At 65.6% G+C, this 15,279-nt stretch carries 18 protein-coding genes; 4 read left to right on the top strand and 14 right to left on the bottom strand.

Annotated elements, in window-relative coordinates:
• Positions 1-218 precede the first annotated feature (218 nt).
• From thrC to xerD, 5 genes are all read right to left on the bottom strand, one after another.
• Positions 219-1,313: a threonine synthase gene (thrC, locus tag IM760_RS04275; RefSeq protein ID WP_204427287.1), complete on the bottom strand. Its 1,095-nt coding sequence runs from the start codon at positions 1,311-1,313 to the stop codon at positions 219-221.
• 95 nt (positions 1,314-1,408) lie between these two features.
• Positions 1,409-2,710 carry a homoserine dehydrogenase gene (locus tag IM760_RS04270; RefSeq protein ID WP_204427286.1) on the bottom strand — a complete coding sequence of 434 codons (1,302 nt, stop codon included), beginning with the start codon at positions 2,708-2,710 and terminating at the stop codon, positions 1,409-1,411.
• A 15-nt stretch (positions 2,711-2,725) separates the two neighbouring features.
• Positions 2,726-3,916 carry an alanine transaminase gene (gene alaC / locus IM760_RS04265; protein ID WP_262730358.1) on the bottom strand — a complete coding sequence of 397 codons (1,191 nt, stop codon included), beginning with the start codon at positions 3,914-3,916 and terminating at the stop codon, positions 2,726-2,728.
• A 130-nt stretch (positions 3,917-4,046) separates the two neighbouring features.
• On the bottom strand, positions 4,047-4,784 hold the full coding sequence (locus tag IM760_RS04260) for a DsbC family protein (RefSeq protein WP_204427284.1): 738 nt from the start codon (positions 4,782-4,784) through the stop codon (positions 4,047-4,049).
• Positions 4,785-4,851: 67 nt separating this feature from the next.
• Positions 4,852-5,784, bottom strand: a complete 933-nt coding sequence (xerD, locus tag IM760_RS04255) for a site-specific tyrosine recombinase XerD (RefSeq protein WP_204427283.1) — start codon at positions 5,782-5,784, stop codon at positions 4,852-4,854.
• 127 nt (positions 5,785-5,911) lie between these two features.
• Here xerD and IM760_RS04250 point away from each other — a divergent pair, with 127 nt between their 5' ends.
• Positions 5,912-6,163: a GlsB/YeaQ/YmgE family stress response membrane protein gene (locus tag IM760_RS04250; RefSeq protein ID WP_204427282.1), complete on the top strand. Its 252-nt coding sequence runs from the start codon at positions 5,912-5,914 to the stop codon at positions 6,161-6,163.
• A gap of 201 nt (positions 6,164-6,364) precedes the next feature.
• Here IM760_RS04250 and rplS read toward each other — a convergent pair whose 3' ends face one another.
• The 5 genes from rplS to ffh form a co-directional block, all read right to left on the bottom strand.
• A complete protein-coding gene (gene rplS, locus IM760_RS04245) occupies positions 6,365-6,721 on the bottom strand; it encodes a 50S ribosomal protein L19 (protein ID WP_204427281.1) in 357 nt (118 codons plus the stop codon).
• Between the two features lie 32 nt (positions 6,722-6,753).
• Positions 6,754-7,521 (bottom strand): tRNA (guanosine(37)-N1)-methyltransferase TrmD, encoded by a 768-nt coding sequence (trmD, locus tag IM760_RS04240; RefSeq protein ID WP_204427280.1) that lies wholly within the window; start codon positions 7,519-7,521, stop codon positions 6,754-6,756.
• A gap of 2 nt (positions 7,522-7,523) precedes the next feature.
• Positions 7,524-8,054 (bottom strand): ribosome maturation factor RimM, encoded by a 531-nt coding sequence (gene rimM, locus IM760_RS04235; protein ID WP_204427279.1) that lies wholly within the window; start codon positions 8,052-8,054, stop codon positions 7,524-7,526.
• 2 nt (positions 8,055-8,056) lie between these two features.
• Positions 8,057-8,317 (bottom strand): 30S ribosomal protein S16, encoded by a 261-nt coding sequence (gene rpsP / locus IM760_RS04230; RefSeq protein WP_161383670.1) that lies wholly within the window; start codon positions 8,315-8,317, stop codon positions 8,057-8,059.
• A gap of 147 nt (positions 8,318-8,464) precedes the next feature.
• Positions 8,465-9,913 (bottom strand): signal recognition particle protein, encoded by a 1,449-nt coding sequence (gene ffh / locus IM760_RS04225; RefSeq protein ID WP_204427278.1) that lies wholly within the window; start codon positions 9,911-9,913, stop codon positions 8,465-8,467.
• 165 nt (positions 9,914-10,078) lie between these two features.
• On the opposite strand from ffh, the gene IM760_RS04220 reads away from it, so the two are divergent.
• Positions 10,079-10,879 carry a cytochrome C assembly family protein gene (locus IM760_RS04220; RefSeq protein WP_204427277.1) on the top strand — a complete coding sequence of 267 codons (801 nt, stop codon included), beginning with the start codon at positions 10,079-10,081 and terminating at the stop codon, positions 10,877-10,879.
• Between the two features lie 72 nt (positions 10,880-10,951).
• Positions 10,952-12,211 (top strand): HlyC/CorC family transporter, encoded by a 1,260-nt coding sequence (locus tag IM760_RS04215; protein ID WP_204427276.1) that lies wholly within the window; start codon positions 10,952-10,954, stop codon positions 12,209-12,211.
• Here IM760_RS04215 and rssA read toward each other — a convergent pair.
• Genes rssA through IM760_RS04195 form a run of 4 tightly spaced genes read right to left on the bottom strand, consistent with a single transcriptional unit; the run spans position 12,208 to position 14,536 of the window.
• Positions 12,208-13,209 carry a patatin-like phospholipase RssA gene (gene rssA, locus IM760_RS04210; protein ID WP_204427275.1) on the bottom strand — a complete coding sequence of 334 codons (1,002 nt, stop codon included), beginning with the start codon at positions 13,207-13,209 and terminating at the stop codon, positions 12,208-12,210. The genes IM760_RS04215 and rssA overlap by 4 nt on opposite strands.
• A gap of 10 nt (positions 13,210-13,219) precedes the next feature.
• Positions 13,220-13,441, bottom strand: a complete 222-nt coding sequence (locus IM760_RS04205; RefSeq protein WP_204427274.1) for a DUF1289 domain-containing protein — start codon at positions 13,439-13,441, stop codon at positions 13,220-13,222.
• Complete coding sequence (locus tag IM760_RS04200) at positions 13,422-13,958, bottom strand: gamma carbonic anhydrase family protein (protein ID WP_204427273.1); 537 nt, start codon at positions 13,956-13,958, stop codon at positions 13,422-13,424. Before IM760_RS04200 ends, IM760_RS04205 begins: the two co-directional genes overlap by 20 nt.
• Positions 13,955-14,536 (bottom strand): CoA pyrophosphatase, encoded by a 582-nt coding sequence (locus tag IM760_RS04195; RefSeq protein ID WP_228233391.1) that lies wholly within the window; start codon positions 14,534-14,536, stop codon positions 13,955-13,957. Before IM760_RS04195 ends, IM760_RS04200 begins: the two co-directional genes overlap by 4 nt.
• 172 nt (positions 14,537-14,708) lie before the next feature.
• Between IM760_RS04195 and IM760_RS04190 the strand changes: the two genes are divergently transcribed.
• On the top strand, positions 14,709-15,275 hold the full coding sequence (locus tag IM760_RS04190; protein ID WP_204427272.1) for an NUDIX hydrolase: 567 nt from the start codon (positions 14,709-14,711) through the stop codon (positions 15,273-15,275).
• The last annotated feature ends 4 nt before the right edge of the window (positions 15,276-15,279 follow it).

Below are 15,279 nucleotides of genomic sequence, written 5' to 3'. Positions count from 1 at the left end.
TGTCAAACGAGGCGGCGCTTATTCACACCCTTGATAAGGCAAAAAACCCTGCTAATGCAGGGCCTTGGCGCGTTATAAAAAATTTGCAAAATGCAGGAACTTTGCGCGCCATGCATAATAATCCGGCCCTGTTCTGACAAAATACAGCAACAAGAAGACCAAAAAAACGCGACGATTCGCCGCGTTTTTTTTGTTCGCCGTCGGCGCGCGCCGGGGCTTCACATATTATTGACGATGGCGTCGCGCACCGCGTCCAGGGTGGCGTCGATGGTGACCATGCGCGAGCCCTTGTTCAGTTCGTCCCGGCACTGGTCGATGGCGGTATCCGGGTCCTTGAGGCCGTTGCCGGTGAGGGTGCACACCACGGTGGAGCCTTCGGCGATCTTGCCGGCCTTGATGTCGCGCATGGCGCCGCCGATGGACGCGGCCGAAGCCGGTTCGCAGAACACGCCTTCTTTTTCCGCCAGCATTTTCTGCGCGGCCAGGATCTCCTGGTCGGTGAGTTCGTCGAACCAGCCGCCGGACTCCTTCCGCACGTTCCAGGCCTTGTCCCAGGACTGCGGATTGCCGATGCGGATGGCGGTGGCCACGGTCTCCGGGTCTTCCACCGGCGCGCCGCGCAGGAACGGCGCGGCGCCGTTGGCCTGATAGCCCACCATCACCGGCGCGGCGTTGACCACGCCGCTCTTGCGATACTCGCTGTAGCCCATCCAGTGAGCGGTGATGTTACCGGCGTTGCCCACCGGCAGGCAGTGGTAGTCCGGTGCCCGGCCCAGCTCCTCGACGATCTCGAAGGAGGCGGTTTTCTGACCCTGCAGACGATAGGGGTTCACCGAGTTGACCACCGTCACCGGCGCCTGGGAAGCCACTTCCTTGACCAGCTGCATGCCCTGATCGAAGTTGCCGCGGATTTGCATGATCACGGCGCCGTACATCATCGCCTGGGCCAGCTTGCCCATGGCGATCTTGCCTTCCGGAATGATCACGAAGGCGGTGATGCCGGCGCGCGCCGCGTAGGCCGCCGCCGCCGCCGAGGTGTTGCCGGTGGACGCGCAGATGATGGCGTTGCTGCCCTCTTCCACCGCCTTGGTCACGGCCATGGTCATGCCACGGTCCTTGAACGAACCGGTGGGGTTCAGCCCCTCGTACTTGACGTAGATGTCCACGTCCTTGCCGAGCAGGCGCGGGATGTTCTTGAGCCGGATCAGCGGCGTGTTGCCTTCGCCCAGGCTGATCACGGGGGTGTCGTCGTTGACCGGCAGGTGGTCGCGGTAGCGGTTGATCAGGCCGGTGTAACGGTCACGGAATGGCATGGCTTGGTCTCTCAAGTTCGGCTTACACGCACCACGCTAACACGCATCACGCCCGTAGCGTGCTGGCGTGCAGCGTGTTGCGTGCCAGCGCTGTGTCAAGCGTCCAGCGTTTCCACGCGGATGCGCATTATATCCTTGTCCACGGTGTCCAGGGCGGCGATCTTCGCCAGGGCGGCGTTCATATCGCCCTCCAGCACCTTGTGGGTCATCATCACGATGGGCACCAGCCCTTCCTCGGTTTCCTTCTGCACCATGGCTTCGATGCTGATGCGGTTGTCGCTGAGGATGCGGGTGATGTCCGCCAGCACGCCGGGCTTGTCCTGCACGTGCAGCCGCAGATAAAAGCCGCAGGACACATCGTCGATGGTGAGGATGCGTTCGTCGGACATCTGGTCGGCGTGGAAGCCCAGATAGGGCACCCGCTCTTCATGGTCGACGGTGAGCGCGCGGCCCATTTCGATGATGTCCGCCACCACCGCCGAGGCGGTGGGTTCGGCGCCGGCGCCGGCGCCGTAGTACATGGTGGGGCCCACCGCGTCGCCGTCGATCATGACCGCGTTCATCACGCCGTTGACCGCCGACAGCATGGTCTCGATGGGGATCAGGGTCGGATGCACGCGCAGTTCGATGCCGTTGCCGGTGTCCCGGGCGATGCCCAGGTGCTTGATCCGGTAGCCGAACTGGGCGGCGCTCTTCACGTCCTCGATGGTGATGCGCCCGATGCCTTCCATGTAGACCTTGGAAAACTGCAGCGGAATGCCGAAGGCAATGGAGGCGATGATGGTCAGCTTGTGGGCGGCGTCCACGCCTTCCACGTCGAAGGTCGGGTCGGCCTCGGCGTACCCCAGTTCCTGGGCTTCCTTGAGCACGTCGACGAAGGCGCGGCCGCCCTGCTCCATCTCGGTGAGAATGTAGTTGCCGGTGCCGTTGATGATGCCGGCCACCCAGTTGATGTGGTTGGCGGCCAGGCCCTCGCCCAGGGACTTGAGAATCGGAATGCCGCCGGCCACCGCCGCTTCGAAGGCCACGTCCACGCCGTTTTCATGGGCGGCGTGGAAGATCTCGTTGCCGTGCTCGGCGATCAGCGCCTTGTTGGCGGTGACGATGTGCTTGCCGTTGCGGATCGCCGTGAGCACCAGCTCGCGGGCGGTGTCGGTGCCGCCGATCAGCTCCACCAGGATGTCCACGTCCGGGTCGGTGGCCACCGCGAAAATATCGCGGGACAGGCGCACGCCGGAAATGTCGCAGTCCGGATTGTCACGCCGGGCGCCGATGTGGGCGATCTCGATGGGCCGCCCCACACGCCGGGCGATTTCCTGGGCGTTGCGTTGCAGTACGTTGACGGTCCCTGAGCCCACGGTGCCCAGGCCCGCGATACCGACCTTTACCGGGTTCACACGCTGTCCTCTCAATCAGTCCAGCAGGCCGTCGGCACGGAACATCTTCTTGATGCCGCGCAGCGCCTGCCGGGTACGTTGTTCGTTTTCAATCAGGGCGAAGCGCACATGATCGTCGCCGTATTCGCCGAAGCCGATGCCCGGGGAGACGGCCACGCCGGCCTCCCGCAGCAGTTTCTTGGAAAACTCCAGGGAACCCATGGCCCGGTACGGGGCCGGCAGCGGCGCCCATACGAACATGGTGGCGCGGGGCTTTTCCACCGTCCAGCCCAGCTCGCGGAGGCCGTCGCAGAGCACGTCGCGGCGCCGCTGGTAGAGATCGCGGATTTCGCCGACGCAGGTCTGGTCGCCTTCCAGGGCGGCGATGGCGGCCACCTGGATGGGCGTGAAGGTGCCGTAGTCCAGGTAGGATTTGATGCGTGCCAGGGCCTGGATCAGGTCCTTGTTGCCGCAGCAGAAACCGACCCGCCAGCCGGGCATATTGTAGCTCTTGGACAGGGAGAAAAACTCCACCGCCACATCGCGGGCCCCTTCCACCTGCAGGATCGAGGGCGCCTGGTAGCCGTCGAACACGATGTCCGCGTAGGCGATATCGTGCACCACCCAGATGCCGTATTCCCGGGCGATGGCCACCACCTTCTCGAAGAAGTCCAGCTCCACGCACTGGGCGGTGGGGTTGCCGGGAAAATTCAGCACCAGCAGTTTCGGCTTGGGCCAGGATTCCTTGATCGCCCGCACCAGCTCCTCGAAGAAATCCACGCCCTCCACCAGCGGCACATGGCGGATGTCGGCGTTGGCGATGACGAAGCCGTAGGGGTGGATCGGGTAGCTGGGATTGGGCACCAGCACGGTGTCGCCGGGGCCCATGGTGGCCAGGGCCAGATGGGCCAGGCCTTCCTTGGAGCCGATGGTGACGATGGCTTCGGACGCCGGGTCCAGTTCCACCTGATAGCGGCGCCGGTACCAGTCGGTGATCGCCCGGCGCAACCGCGGGATGCCCTTGGACTGGGAATAGCGGTGGGTGTCGCCGCGCTGGGCCGCTTCGGTGAGCTTGTCGACGATGTGCCGGGGGGTCGGCTGGTCCGGATTGCCCATGCCGAAGTCGATGATGTCCTCGCCGCGCGCACGGGCCGCCATTTTCAACTCGCCGACGATGTTGAAAACATAGGGGGGCAGGCGCTTGATGCGCTGAAAATCAGCTTCCACGGCATCACCTTGGCGGGGGGAATCGGAAGCCGGACACATTAACGGCGCAGCCCCTCGCCGTCAATGTAAAAGGCCCCGCCAGGGACGGCGCAAAGCGCCGTGTGACGGGGCCTGCGGGCCGCCGGATCGGTTACAGACCGAGGCGCTGCCGGAGCTGCTCCGGGGTCACGTAGCCACCCAGTTGCTGGCCCTCGGCGGTGTAGATCGCCGGGGTGCCGCGCACGCCGAATTCCAGGCCCATCTGGTAGTCCTGATCGACGGGGTCGGCGCAGTCGCCCAGGTCCGCCTTGGAGATCTTGTCGTCCAGTTTGGCGGCGGTGAGCGCCTGGGCCGGTTTGGCGTCGCACCAGATATGGCGCATGTCCTCGGCGGCCTGGGAAGAGGGCCCGCCCCGGGGGAACGCCAGATAGTGCACGGTGATGCCCTGCTCGGTGTATTCCTCGATATGACGGTGCAGCTTGCGGCAGTAGCCGCAGGTGATGTCGGTGAAGGCGAAGATTTCGGTCTTTTCCTTGCCCTTGGCGGGATAGGTGATCATGCGCGACTTGTCGAGCCCGGCCAGGCCGTCGCGGCGCACCTTCTCGTAGCGCTCTTCCTTCAGGTTCACCGGACCGGCGTCGCGCATCTGGATCACGTCGCCGGTGAAGATCAGTTTGCCGTCGGTGGACGCGTAGACGATATCACGGCCGTTGATCTCAACTTCCACCAGGCCGTCCGCCGGGGACGGGTCGATGGCGGTGATGTCGGCGCGCGGAAACGCCGCCTTGAACTCGGCGCGGAACGCTTTTTCGTCGATCCCCCCGTCGGCACGGGCAATCGCCGCGACGGCCAGCAACAGGCCGAGGGCGGCGGCGGTCAGTGCTTTCATTATCGTTCTCCTTCCGTGTTGTCCGCCCTCCGGGGCGGCCCTTGATGTACGACTTCGCCGCCGGGGATCAGGTTCCCGAGCGCGGATGATGGGCTTCGTAGACCTCCCGCAGGCGGTGCTGGGCCACATGGGTATAGATCTGGGTGGTGGACAGATCGCTGTGCCCCAGCAACAGCTGCACCACCCGCAGATCGGCACCGTGGTTGAGCAGGTGGGTGGCGAAAGCGTGCCTCAGTGTATGGGGGGAGAGAGGCTTTTGCACTCCGGCGCGCACCGCCAATTGCTTGATCCGGTGCCAGAAGGTCTGGCGTGTCATGCGCGTGCCCCGGCGGCTGGGAAACAGCACCTCCCGGTCGTCACCGAGCAGCGCCGGCCGGCCGTCGCGCAGGTAGCGTTCCAGCCAGTGCAGGGCTTCTTCCCCCAGCGGCACCAGCCGCTCCTTGTCGCCCTTGCCCACCACCCGCACCAGGCCCTGGCGGGTATTCACCTGGCCGAGGGTCAGCCCCACCAGTTCCGACACCCGCAGGCCGGCGGCATAGAGCACCTCCAGCATGGCCCGGTCGCGCAGACCCAGGGGGTCGTCCAGGTCCGGGGCGCCGAGCAGCGCCTCCACCTCCTCTTCCGACAGGGTTTTCGGCAGCGGGCGCCCCAGCCGCGGGCGCGCCACATTCAGGGTGGGGTCCTCGGCGATGCGGTTCTCGCGCTTCATCCAGCGGAAGAAACTCTTCATGGCCGACAGCTGCCGGGCCAGGGAGCGGGCGCTGATCCCCACCCGCTCGGCCAGATATTCGAGCACGTCCAGGCGCTGGCAACGGGCCAGCCCGCCGCCCCGGGCGGCCAGCCACTGGCCGAACTGGCGCAGATCGCGCCCGTAGCTTTCCAGGGTATGGCGGCTGAGGCCCCGTTCCAGCCACTGGCCGTCCAGCCAGGCGTCGATCAGAGCCTGTTCGGTGTCCGGCAGCGGCGGCCCGGGTGGCGGGTTGGCGGTGGAGGGCGGCATGGCGGGAGTATTGGCGAAGGCCGGCAAAAACTCAACGGCGGCGGGGTTTTACCATTTATTACCGGGGCCCGGCGGGGGCCGTTGGCATACTGGAGCGGGAGCCATTTATCGAGCGAGGAGACTACCCATGGGCATTTTGTCGTGGATTATTCTGGGCCTGCTGGCCGGCATCATCGCCAAGTGGATCATTCCCGGCCGCGACGGCGGGGGCTTTATCGTGACCACCCTGCTGGGCATCATCGGCGCCATCGTCGGCGGCTGGCTGGGGGCCATGGCGGGCATCGGCGGGCCGGTGAGCTCGTTCAGCCTGGGCAGCCTGTTCACCGCCATCGTCGGCGCCCTGGTGGTGCTGGCCGTGTTCCGGGCGGTGACGCGCTGATCCTTTCGATGCAGGCGCGGCTTCAGCCGCTCCTGCAGGGAAGGGCCCCCAAAAAGAAGGGCCGCCCCCTCAACGGGGCGGCCCTTCTTTTTGGTTCGCGCGTTGGCGTGACCGTGCCGGACCAGAGGTCGCTTCCGAATTGCCCTACAGCAAAGGCTGAAGCGACTTGGCTCGCGGACGCGGTCGTCGCGGAACCGGATCCTAGCGGATTTTTTCCTTGATCCGCGCGGATTTACCGGAGCGCTCACGCAGGTAGTAGAGCTTGGCGCGACGCACGTCACCGCGACGGTTCACTTCGATGGAATCGATGATCGGGCTGTGCAGCTGGAACACCCGCTCGACGCCCACGCCGTGGGACACTTTACGGACCGTGAAGGCGGAGTTCAGGCCGCGGTTGCGGCGGGCGATGACCACGCCCTGGAACGCCTGCAGACGCTCCCGGTTGCCTTCCTTTACCTTTACTTGCACGGTGACGGTGTCACCGGCGCCGAACTCGGGCACATCGGCTTTCAGCTGTGCCTGTTCGATTTCCTGAATCAGGGGTTTCTTGCCGCTCATGGCGCGCTCCTCGGTTCATTGTCGCTGTATCGCTACTCGCCGCCGTCCGCCTGATGTTCGCGGATGTATTCGTCGAGCAACTCGCTCTCTTCCTGGCTCAAGCCCCGCGCCTTGCGGGCCTCGAGCAAGTCGGGACGGCACCGCCAGGTGCGCCCCAGTGCCTGTTTCAGTCGCCAGCGGCGGATCCGCTCGTGATCGCCGCTGAGCAACACCTCAGGCACGCTGCGATCCCGATAGGTCTCGGGCCGCGTGTAATGCGGGCAGTCCAGCAGGTCCTCCAGTTCCCCGGAGAACGAGTCCTGGGCCGCCGAGTCCTGATGCCCGAGCACCCCGGGCAACAGACGCGTGACCGCGTCGATCAGCACCAGCGCCGGCAACTCGCCGCCGCTGAGCACGTAATCGCCGATCGACACCAGCTCGTCCACCTCGGTCTCGATCAGCCGCTCGTCCACGCCTTCATAGCGTCCGGCGAGCAGAATCAGCCCCGGCGTGGCGGCCAGTTGCGCCGCCCGGGCCTGGGTCAGCGGCCGCCCCTGGGGCGACAGATAGACCACCCGGGCACCGGGGTTGCCCTGCCGGGCCGCCGCCAGCGCTTTCTCCAGCGGCGCCACCTTCATCACCATGCCGGGGCCGCCGCCGAAGGGCCGGTCGTCCACGGTGCGGTGCCGGTCCTCGGTGAAGTCCCGGGGGTTCACCGTGTCCAGCGTCAGCAGACCGTTTTCCACCGCCCGCCGGGTGACGCCGAAGTCGGTGACGGCGCGGGCCATCTCCGGAAACAGGCTGACCAGCGTGATACGCATGATCAGAAATCCGGGTCCCAGTCCACCCGCAGCTCGCCGGCGTCCAGGTCCACCGCGCTGACCACCTCACCGGGGGTCCAGGGCAGCAGGCGTTCCTGACGGTCCAGGCTGTCCGCGTCGCCGCGCACCACCAGCACGTCATTGGCGCCGGTTTCCATCAGACCGTGCACCCGGCCCAGGTCGCGACCATCGTCGAGTTTCACGCGCAGACCAATCAGGTCCCGCCAGTAATACTCGCCGTCGCCGGACTCCGGCAGCTGCGAACGGGGCACCGCGATGTCCCGGCCCACCAGTTCGCGGGCGGCCCGGTCGCGGTCCTCGTACCCCTCGAAACCGGCCACCAGACCTTTACCCTGGCGGCGCTTGCCGGTGAGTTTCACCGGTTTCCAGACGCCGCCCTCGAGCAGGTGCCAGGGCTGGTAATCGAAGATGTTTTCCATCGGGTCGGTATGGGAATAGACCTTTACCCACCCTTTCACGCCGTGGACCGACACAATGCGGCCCACCACCAACACCTCGTCGGGTGTCAGCATGATCAGGCGCTCTGCTGGGCTTCCCGGCGAGCTTCCTTGACCAGCGCCTTGACGCGCTCGGAAGGCTGGGCACCCTTGGCAACCCAGGCGTCCACCGCGTCCACGTCCAGCTTCAGACGGATCTCACCGCCACGGGCGATGGGGTTGAAGAAACCCAGGTTATCGATGAAACGGCCATCGCGGGCGTCACGGCTGTTGGCGGCGACGATGCGGTAGAAGGGGCGTTTTTTGGAGCCACCACGGGCAAGACGAAGAACTACCATAATTGCAATACCTTGTTTTCAATCCGGTTTCCCGGCCCGCGGCGGTGCCGCCGGGCCATCGTATCCGCTTGAAACCCCGCCGGCGTCAGGGCCGGACGGGTCGCGAAGGGGGCGGATTATACGGGCATCCGCCCGGGAGATAAAGGGCTAGCGGCCACCGGTGGGCGGCAGACCGCCGCCACCGCCGCCCATGGGGGGCAGGCCACCGCCCGGGGGCATGCCACCGCCTCCCATGCCGCCGGCGCCACCGCCGCCCATCATGCCTTCCATGCCGCGCATCATGTTCTTCATGCCGCCCTTTGTGCGCATCTTCTTCATCATCTTCGCCATCATCTTCTGCTGCTTCATGAGGCGATTGAGATCCTGCACCTCCAGGCCGGCGCCGCTGCAGATGCGCTTCTTGCGGGAACCCTTGATCAGGTCTGGGTTGCGGCGCTCCTTGGGGGTCATGGAGTCGATCAGCGCTTCCATGTGCTTCATCTGCTTGAGGGCCGCCGGGTCCTGGGCCGCCTGCATCATGCCGCCCATGCCGGGCAGCTTGTCGAGCAGGCTGGTCAGACCGCCCATGTTCCGCATCTGCTGGAACTGGTCCTTGAGGTCCTCGAAGTCCATCGCCTTGCCTTTCTTGAACTTCTTGGCGATCTTGTCCGCTTTCTTCTTGTCGATGGTGCGCTCGGCCTGCTCCACCAGGGAGAGCACGTCGCCCATGCCGAGAATCCGGCTGGCGATCCGGTCCGGGTAGAACGGCTCCAGGGCGTCGGTCTTCTCGCCCATGCCGATGAACTTGATCGGCTTGCCGGTCAGGTGGCGCACGGACAGCGCCGCCCCGCCCCGGGAGTCGCCGTCGGCCTTGGTCAGGATCACGCCGGTGAGCGGCAGGGCGTCGTTGAAGGCGCGCGCCGTGTTGGCGGCGTCCTGACCGGTCATGGCGTCCACCACGAACAGCGTTTCGGTGGGGCTGATGGCGCTGTTCAGGCGCTGGATCTCGGCCATCATGTCCTCATCGACGTGCAGCCGGCCGGCGGTGTCGACGATCAGCACGTCCATGTACTTGTTGCGCGCCGCCTGCAGCGCGCCGTTGGCGATCTCCACCGGGTCCTGGTCGCTGCGCGACGGGAAGAACTCGGCCTTGACCTCGCCGGCCAGGGTCTCCAGCTGGTCGATGGCCGCCGGCCGGTAAACGTCGGCGGACACCACCATCACCTTCTTCTTCTCCCGTTCCTGCAGGAAGCGGGCGAGCTTGGCCACGGAAGTGGTCTTACCGGCGCCCTGCAGGCCGGCCATCAGGATGATCGCCGGCGGTTTCACGGACAGGTTGAGGGCGTCGTTCTCGTCGCCCATGGTGTGGATCAGTTCGTCGTTGACGATCTTGACGAAGGCCTGGCCGGGATTGAGGCTTTTCAGCACCTCCTGGCCCAGCGCCTTCTCCTTGACCTGCTCGACGAACTCCTTGACCACCGGCAGGGCCACGTCGGCCTCCAGCAGCGCCTTGCGCACCTCGCGCAGGGTATCGCGGATGTTGTCCTCGGTGAGTTGCCCCTGACCGGCCAGGCTCTTCAGCGACTGACCGAGACGGTCCGTGAGATTCTCGAACATGATCATCGACCTCCAGAATTGCGGGCGCGCGGGGCCGGATTGCTCGGCGCGGCGCGACAGGGGGCCGATTATAGGGCACCGCCCCCCCGCCCGTCATGGCGGGCGCTTCAAATGGTCCCTGACCTATGCCAGACTTCGGCGGCTTTTGCGGAGAAATCGCGACCTATGAGTCCTGCCGAGGCCTTTGGCCTGATCGCCACTTTCTTTTACGCCCTGGCCGCGCTGCTGGTTTACCGGCAATTTCGCAGCCAGACGGCCCCCTCGCGCCTGCTGTTGCTGGCGCCCGCCACGGTGGCGGTGGCGGCCCACGCGGTGTCCTTGTATTTCCTGCTGGTCACCGACCGGGGGCTGATGCTGGGTCTGCTGCCGGTGGCCTCCTGCATGGCGGCGGCGGTCACCGGTCTGGTGGTGGCGTCCAGCCTGTACCGCCCGTTCCAGTGGATCGGCGCCCTGGTGTTTCCGTTCTCGGCGCTGATCGTGCCCGCCAGCCTGTGGATTCACACCGGCTATGTGCGCCCCATGGAACACGGCATTGGCCTGCATGTGCTGCTGTCGATCCTGGCCTATTCGGTGCTGGTGATTTCCGCCTGCCAGGCGATCCTGCTGCTGATCCAGCACCGCCAGCTCAAGGACGGCCATATCCGCGGCGTGATGCGCGTGTTTCCGCCGATCCAGGTGATGGAGTCGATGCTGTTCGACACCATCTGGCTGGGCGAGGCGCTGCTCACCGTGGCGATTCTGTTCGGCTTTCTCTATGTGGATGACCTGTTCGCCCAGCATCTGGTGCACAAAACGGTGCTGACGCTGGTGTCCTGGGTGATCTTCGCGGTGCTGCTGGCCGGCCGCCATCTCAAGGGCTGGCGCGGGCGCACCGCGATCCGCTTTACCCTGAGCGGTTTCCTGGTGCTGCTGGTGGCCTTCTTCGGCTCCCAGCTGGTGCTCGAAGTGATCCTCCACCGGCCCTGAGCCGGCGTCGCTTGACAGCCCCGCCGGGCGCCCAAACAATGGCCGGCCAATCAGCAACCAAACGACTCCCTCTTGGACAGTTTCTCCGACGGGTGGCTGCTCACCGCCCTGGTCATCCTGATTCTCGCGTCCGCGTTCTTCTCCAGCAGTGAAACCGGCATGGTGGCGATCAACCGCTACCGGCTGCGCCACCTGGCCCGGCAGGGGCACCGCGCCGCCCGGCGGGTGGAGGAACTGCTGCGCCGCACCGACCGGCTGCTGTCGGTGATCCTGATCGGTAACAATTTCGTCAACAACTTCGCCGCCACGGTGGCGGCGATCCTGGCGATCCGCTGGCTGGGCGACTCCGGCGCGGCGGTGGCGCCGGTGGTGATCACCCTGGTGATGCTGGTGTTCGCCGAGATCACGCCGAAGACCTACGCGGCCATGAAGCCGGAGCGGGTGGCCTTCCCCGCCAGCTTCGTGCTCAAGCCGCTGCAGTGGCTGCTGGCGCCGCTGGTGTGGCTGGTGAACGGCGTCAGCATGGTGTTCCTGCGGCTGGCCGGCACCGCCACCGGCCAGGGCGAGGACGATCATCTCAGCCCGGAGGAGCTGCGCACCGTGGTCAACGAGGCCGGCGGCCTGATCCCGGAAAAGCACCAGAAGATGCTGCTCAATATCCTCGACCTGGAAAGCGTCACGGTGGAGGACATCATGATTCCGCGCAACGAGATGGTGGGCGTGGACATCGATGACGATATGGACGAGATCATGGGCACCCTGCGCGCCAGCCAGCACACCCGCCTGCCGGTGTACCGGGGCGACCCGAACAACATGCTCGGCACCCTGCACCTGCGCAAACTCAGCCGCCTGCTGCTCAAGGAAGACATCAACAAGGCCGAGCTGATGCAGTACACGGTGGAGCCCTACTTCGTGCCCGAGGGCACCTCCCTGAACCGGCAGCTGATCAACTTCCAGAACGCCAAGCGGCGCATCGGCATCGTGGTGGACGAGTACGGGGACGTGCTGGGGCTGGTGACCCTGGAGGATATTCTCGAGGAGATCGTCGGCGAGTTCACCACCGACCTGGCCGCCAGCAGCCAGGATATTCACCCCCAGGAGGACGGCAGCTTCGTGATCGACGGCGCCACCCACCTGCGCGACATCAACCGCTCCCTGGAATGGGACCTGCCCACCGGCGGGCCACGCACTCTCAACGGCCTGATCCTGGAGCATCTGGAAGACATTCCGGACGCCAATATCTCGATCCGTATCGGCGACTATCTGATCGAGATCGTCCAGGTGAAGGACAATATGGTGAAAACCGCCCGGGTCAGACTGGCTTCGAGCTAGCCCTCCTCATCCTCGCGGTCGGCGGTGGCATCCACCACCGCGTGGGGCGAACCGATCCAGGCGCGGATATCGCCCTCGTGGCGATCCACCAGGCGCCGGCCCTCGTCGATGGCCTCGCTGGCGCGATGGAAGTCCATCAGGGCGAAGTCCTCCAGCAGCGGAATCAGGGTGATCTCCGGCGGGTCGCCGGCCATCCGTGAGCGGGTGATGCGGTCCTGCATGATGTTGACGCTGGACGCCACCACGTCGAAAAAGCCCGGGTTCTGCCCTTCACCGGCGGCGAAATAGCCGGTCATCTTCTGCCACAGGCTGCGGTCTTCCTCGCTCTGATGCTCCTCGTCCGGCGGCCGCTGCCGGCTCAGGTGGGCGCCCACCAGCTGGGCGTTCAGGTTGACGGCGATCACCACGTCGGCGCCGAAGGCGCGGGCGGCGGACACCGGCACCGGGTTCACCAGGCCGCCGTCGAGCATCCAGCGGGTCTGATGCTGGAACGGCGAGAACAGCCCCGGCAGCGCGCAGGAGGCGCGGGCGGCGTCCAGCACCGGCCCCTTGCTGATCCACACCTCGCGGCCGCTTTTCATATCGGTGGCCACGGTGACGAAGCGCTTGTCCAGGTCCTCGATGTCCGGGTTGCTGTGCATCTGCTCGAAGAAGCCGAACAGCTTTTCGCCCTTGACCACACCGCCGGAGAAGGTGAAGTCCATCAGGCTGAACACGTCGCGGGTGGTCAGGGTCTTGACCCAGGCACCGAAGTCACCGAGCGCGCCACTGACGTAGGCGCCGCCCACCAGCGCGCCGATGGAGGTGCCGGCCACCACATCGATGTCCACGCCCATTTCTTCCAGGCCCTGGATGATGCCGATGTGCGCCCAGCCCCGTGCCGAGCCACTGCCCAGGGCCAGCCCCACCCGGGGCCGGGGCGGCGCCGGCGGCGGCCCGCTTTTGTCGTCCTTGCCGTCGACCTTCTTCAGGCCGGGCAGACTTATGGGGGCTTTCATCGGGGCTTTCTCATAGAAGGCTGACTTCCTCCATCACGCAGGGAGCATTCTCGCCGGCCTGGCGCCGCTGGCTGCGCGCCAGCACTTCACGCTGCCAATCCGAGGGCAACCGGCCCCAATAGCTGATTTCCCGGCCGGTGCGGAAGCAGCCCACGCAAACGTCGTCGCCGTCCAGCGCGCAGATCGAGACGCAGGGCGACACCACCCGGGGCTCAGTCCTGGAAGCGCTCATCGATTTCCAGATGCTCCTCGAAATGGCGGGCATGGGCGGCGTAATGCTGGCTGCTCATGGTCAGCATGGCCTTGTGGCCGTCGGAAATCTCCTTCACCACCTTGGCCGGGGCCCCCATTACCAGGGAGTTGTCGGGAATCTCCATGCCCTCCGGCACCAGGGCGTGGGCGCCGATGATGCAGTTATTGCCGATGCGGGCCTTGTTGAGCACCACCGCGTTGATACCGATCAGGCTGTTGTCGCCGATGGTGCAGCCGTGCAGCATGACCTTGTGGCCCACGGTGACGCCCTTGCCAATCTTCATGGGCACGCCCGGGTCCACGTGCAGCACGGAATTTTCCTGCACATTGGAGTTGTCGCCGATTTCGATCAGGTCGTTGTCGCCACGGATCACCGCGCCGAACCAGACGCTCACGTTTTCGCCGAGCACCACCGAGCCGATCACGGTGGCGTCGGGCGCGATCCACTGCCCCTCGCCGCGCAGTTCCACGCGGCGATCTCCCAATTTATAGATCATTGTTCACCTGTCAGGTCGAAACGCACATCGGCGTCGTACACATGGTTGATCAGGTCCAGGATCATGAACGCGGTCAGACCCCAGATGTGCTTGTCCTCATAATGATAGCTGGGCATGCGCAGGCGGCGGCCGTAAAACTCCACCGGCGCCGACAGCCGTGGCGGCTGGTCCAGGAAGAAACTCAGCGGCACCTGGAAGATGGTCTCGATCTCGCCGGGCTCGGGGACCAGCGACACCCCCGGGCGCACCAGGCCCACGAACGGGGTCACCTTGATGCCAAAGCGCGACGGCACCGGCGACAGGTTGCCGACCACCTCCACCTGATCGTCCGGCAGCCCCACCTCTTCCAGGCTTTCGCGCAGGGCGGTGGTTTTCAGGTCCGGGTCCTCGGGGTCGCGCTTGCCGCCGGGAAAGGCCACCTGGCCGGCGTGGGTGGACAGCCCCTGGGCGCGCACGGTCAGGATCAGTTCCGGCTCCGGCTGATCCACGAAGGGCATCAGCACGGCCGCCTCCGGCAGTGCCACCGGCAGATCGTTATAGGGGTAGGCCGCCATGCGCTGCCGCAACAGATCCAACACTTCCACGCTCCCGAGATCAATTCACACCCTGCTTTTCAAACAACAGTTTGAACAGAGGCCGCCCGTCGGGCAAGCCGAACCGACCCGCGCCGTTCACGTCATGGACGATTGCCGGCGCCCCGGCAAGTCAGTAGTCTGGCCGTTCGCCGACCCGGAGCCGCCGAGCCTTTCGATGAAATACTGCAGCCATTGTGGCAATGAGATCCTGTTTTCCGTTCCCCAAGGCGACAATCGTCCGCGCTACTGGTGCGGGCAGTGCGGCACCATCCATTACCAGAACCCCAAGATCGTGGTGGGGGCCATTCCGGTCTGGGAAGGTCGCATCCTGCTTTGCAAGCGCGCCATCGAGCCGCGCATCGGCTACTGGACCCTGCCCGCCGGCTATATGGAGAACGGCGAAACCCTCCAGGAAGGGGCCGCCCGGGAAACCTGGGAAGAGGCCTGCGCCACCGTGGCCATCGGCGACCTGTACACGGTGTTCAACCTGCCGCACATCAATCAGGTCTACATGTTCTTCCTCAGCGACATGGTCAACGGCGACTACGGCGTCGGTGAAGAGAGCGCCGACGCCGCCCTGTTCACGGAAGATCAGATTCCCTGGGACGAGCTGGCCTTCCCCACCATTGGCCGTACCCTGAAGTTCTATTTCCAGGATCGGGCCGGCAACGGCGACTTTCCGGTGCGCACCCAGGACATCCAGCCGCTGCGGCGCAAGCCCTCCCTGGATGACGCCCTGTAGCATC

The sequence above is a fragment of the Alloalcanivorax marinus genome, assembly GCF_016906305.1.
Lineage (GTDB): Bacteria > Pseudomonadota > Gammaproteobacteria > Pseudomonadales > Alcanivoracaceae > Alloalcanivorax > Alloalcanivorax marinus.
This window is presented reverse-complemented; position numbering and strand designations above follow the sequence as displayed.

Excerpts from the sequence above, each read along its gene's own strand:
- xerD (WP_204427283.1), bottom strand. The coding sequence starts at position 5,784 with ATGCCGCCCTCCACCGCCAACCCGCCACCCGGGCCGCCGCTGCCGGAC.
- IM760_RS04220 (WP_204427277.1), top strand. The coding sequence starts at position 10,079 with ATGAGTCCTGCCGAGGCCTTTGGCCTGATCGCCACTTTCTTTTACGCC.
- rpsP (WP_161383670.1), bottom strand. The coding sequence starts at position 8,317 with ATGGTAGTTCTTCGTCTTGCCCGTGGTGGCTCCAAAAAACGCCCCTTC.
- trmD (WP_204427280.1), bottom strand. The coding sequence starts at position 7,521 with ATGCGTATCACGCTGGTCAGCCTGTTTCCGGAGATGGCCCGCGCCGTC.
- IM760_RS04200 (WP_204427273.1), bottom strand. The coding sequence starts at position 13,958 with ATGATCTATAAATTGGGAGATCGCCGCGTGGAACTGCGCGGCGAGGGG.
- rplS (WP_204427281.1), bottom strand. The coding sequence starts at position 6,721 with ATGAGCGGCAAGAAACCCCTGATTCAGGAAATCGAACAGGCACAGCTG.
- IM760_RS04190 (WP_204427272.1), top strand. The coding sequence starts at position 14,709 with ATGAAATACTGCAGCCATTGTGGCAATGAGATCCTGTTTTCCGTTCCC.
- rssA (WP_204427275.1), bottom strand. The coding sequence starts at position 13,209 with ATGAAAGCCCCCATAAGTCTGCCCGGCCTGAAGAAGGTCGACGGCAAG.
- ffh (WP_204427278.1), bottom strand. The coding sequence starts at position 9,913 with ATGTTCGAGAATCTCACGGACCGTCTCGGTCAGTCGCTGAAGAGCCTG.
- thrC (WP_204427287.1), bottom strand. The coding sequence starts at position 1,313 with ATGCCATTCCGTGACCGTTACACCGGCCTGATCAACCGCTACCGCGAC.
- rimM (WP_204427279.1), bottom strand. The coding sequence starts at position 8,054 with ATGCTGACACCCGACGAGGTGTTGGTGGTGGGCCGCATTGTGTCGGTC.
- IM760_RS04250 (WP_204427282.1), top strand. The coding sequence starts at position 5,912 with ATGGGCATTTTGTCGTGGATTATTCTGGGCCTGCTGGCCGGCATCATC.
- IM760_RS04205 (WP_204427274.1), bottom strand. The coding sequence starts at position 13,441 with ATGAGCGCTTCCAGGACTGAGCCCCGGGTGGTGTCGCCCTGCGTCTCG.
- IM760_RS04260 (WP_204427284.1), bottom strand. The coding sequence starts at position 4,784 with ATGAAAGCACTGACCGCCGCCGCCCTCGGCCTGTTGCTGGCCGTCGCG.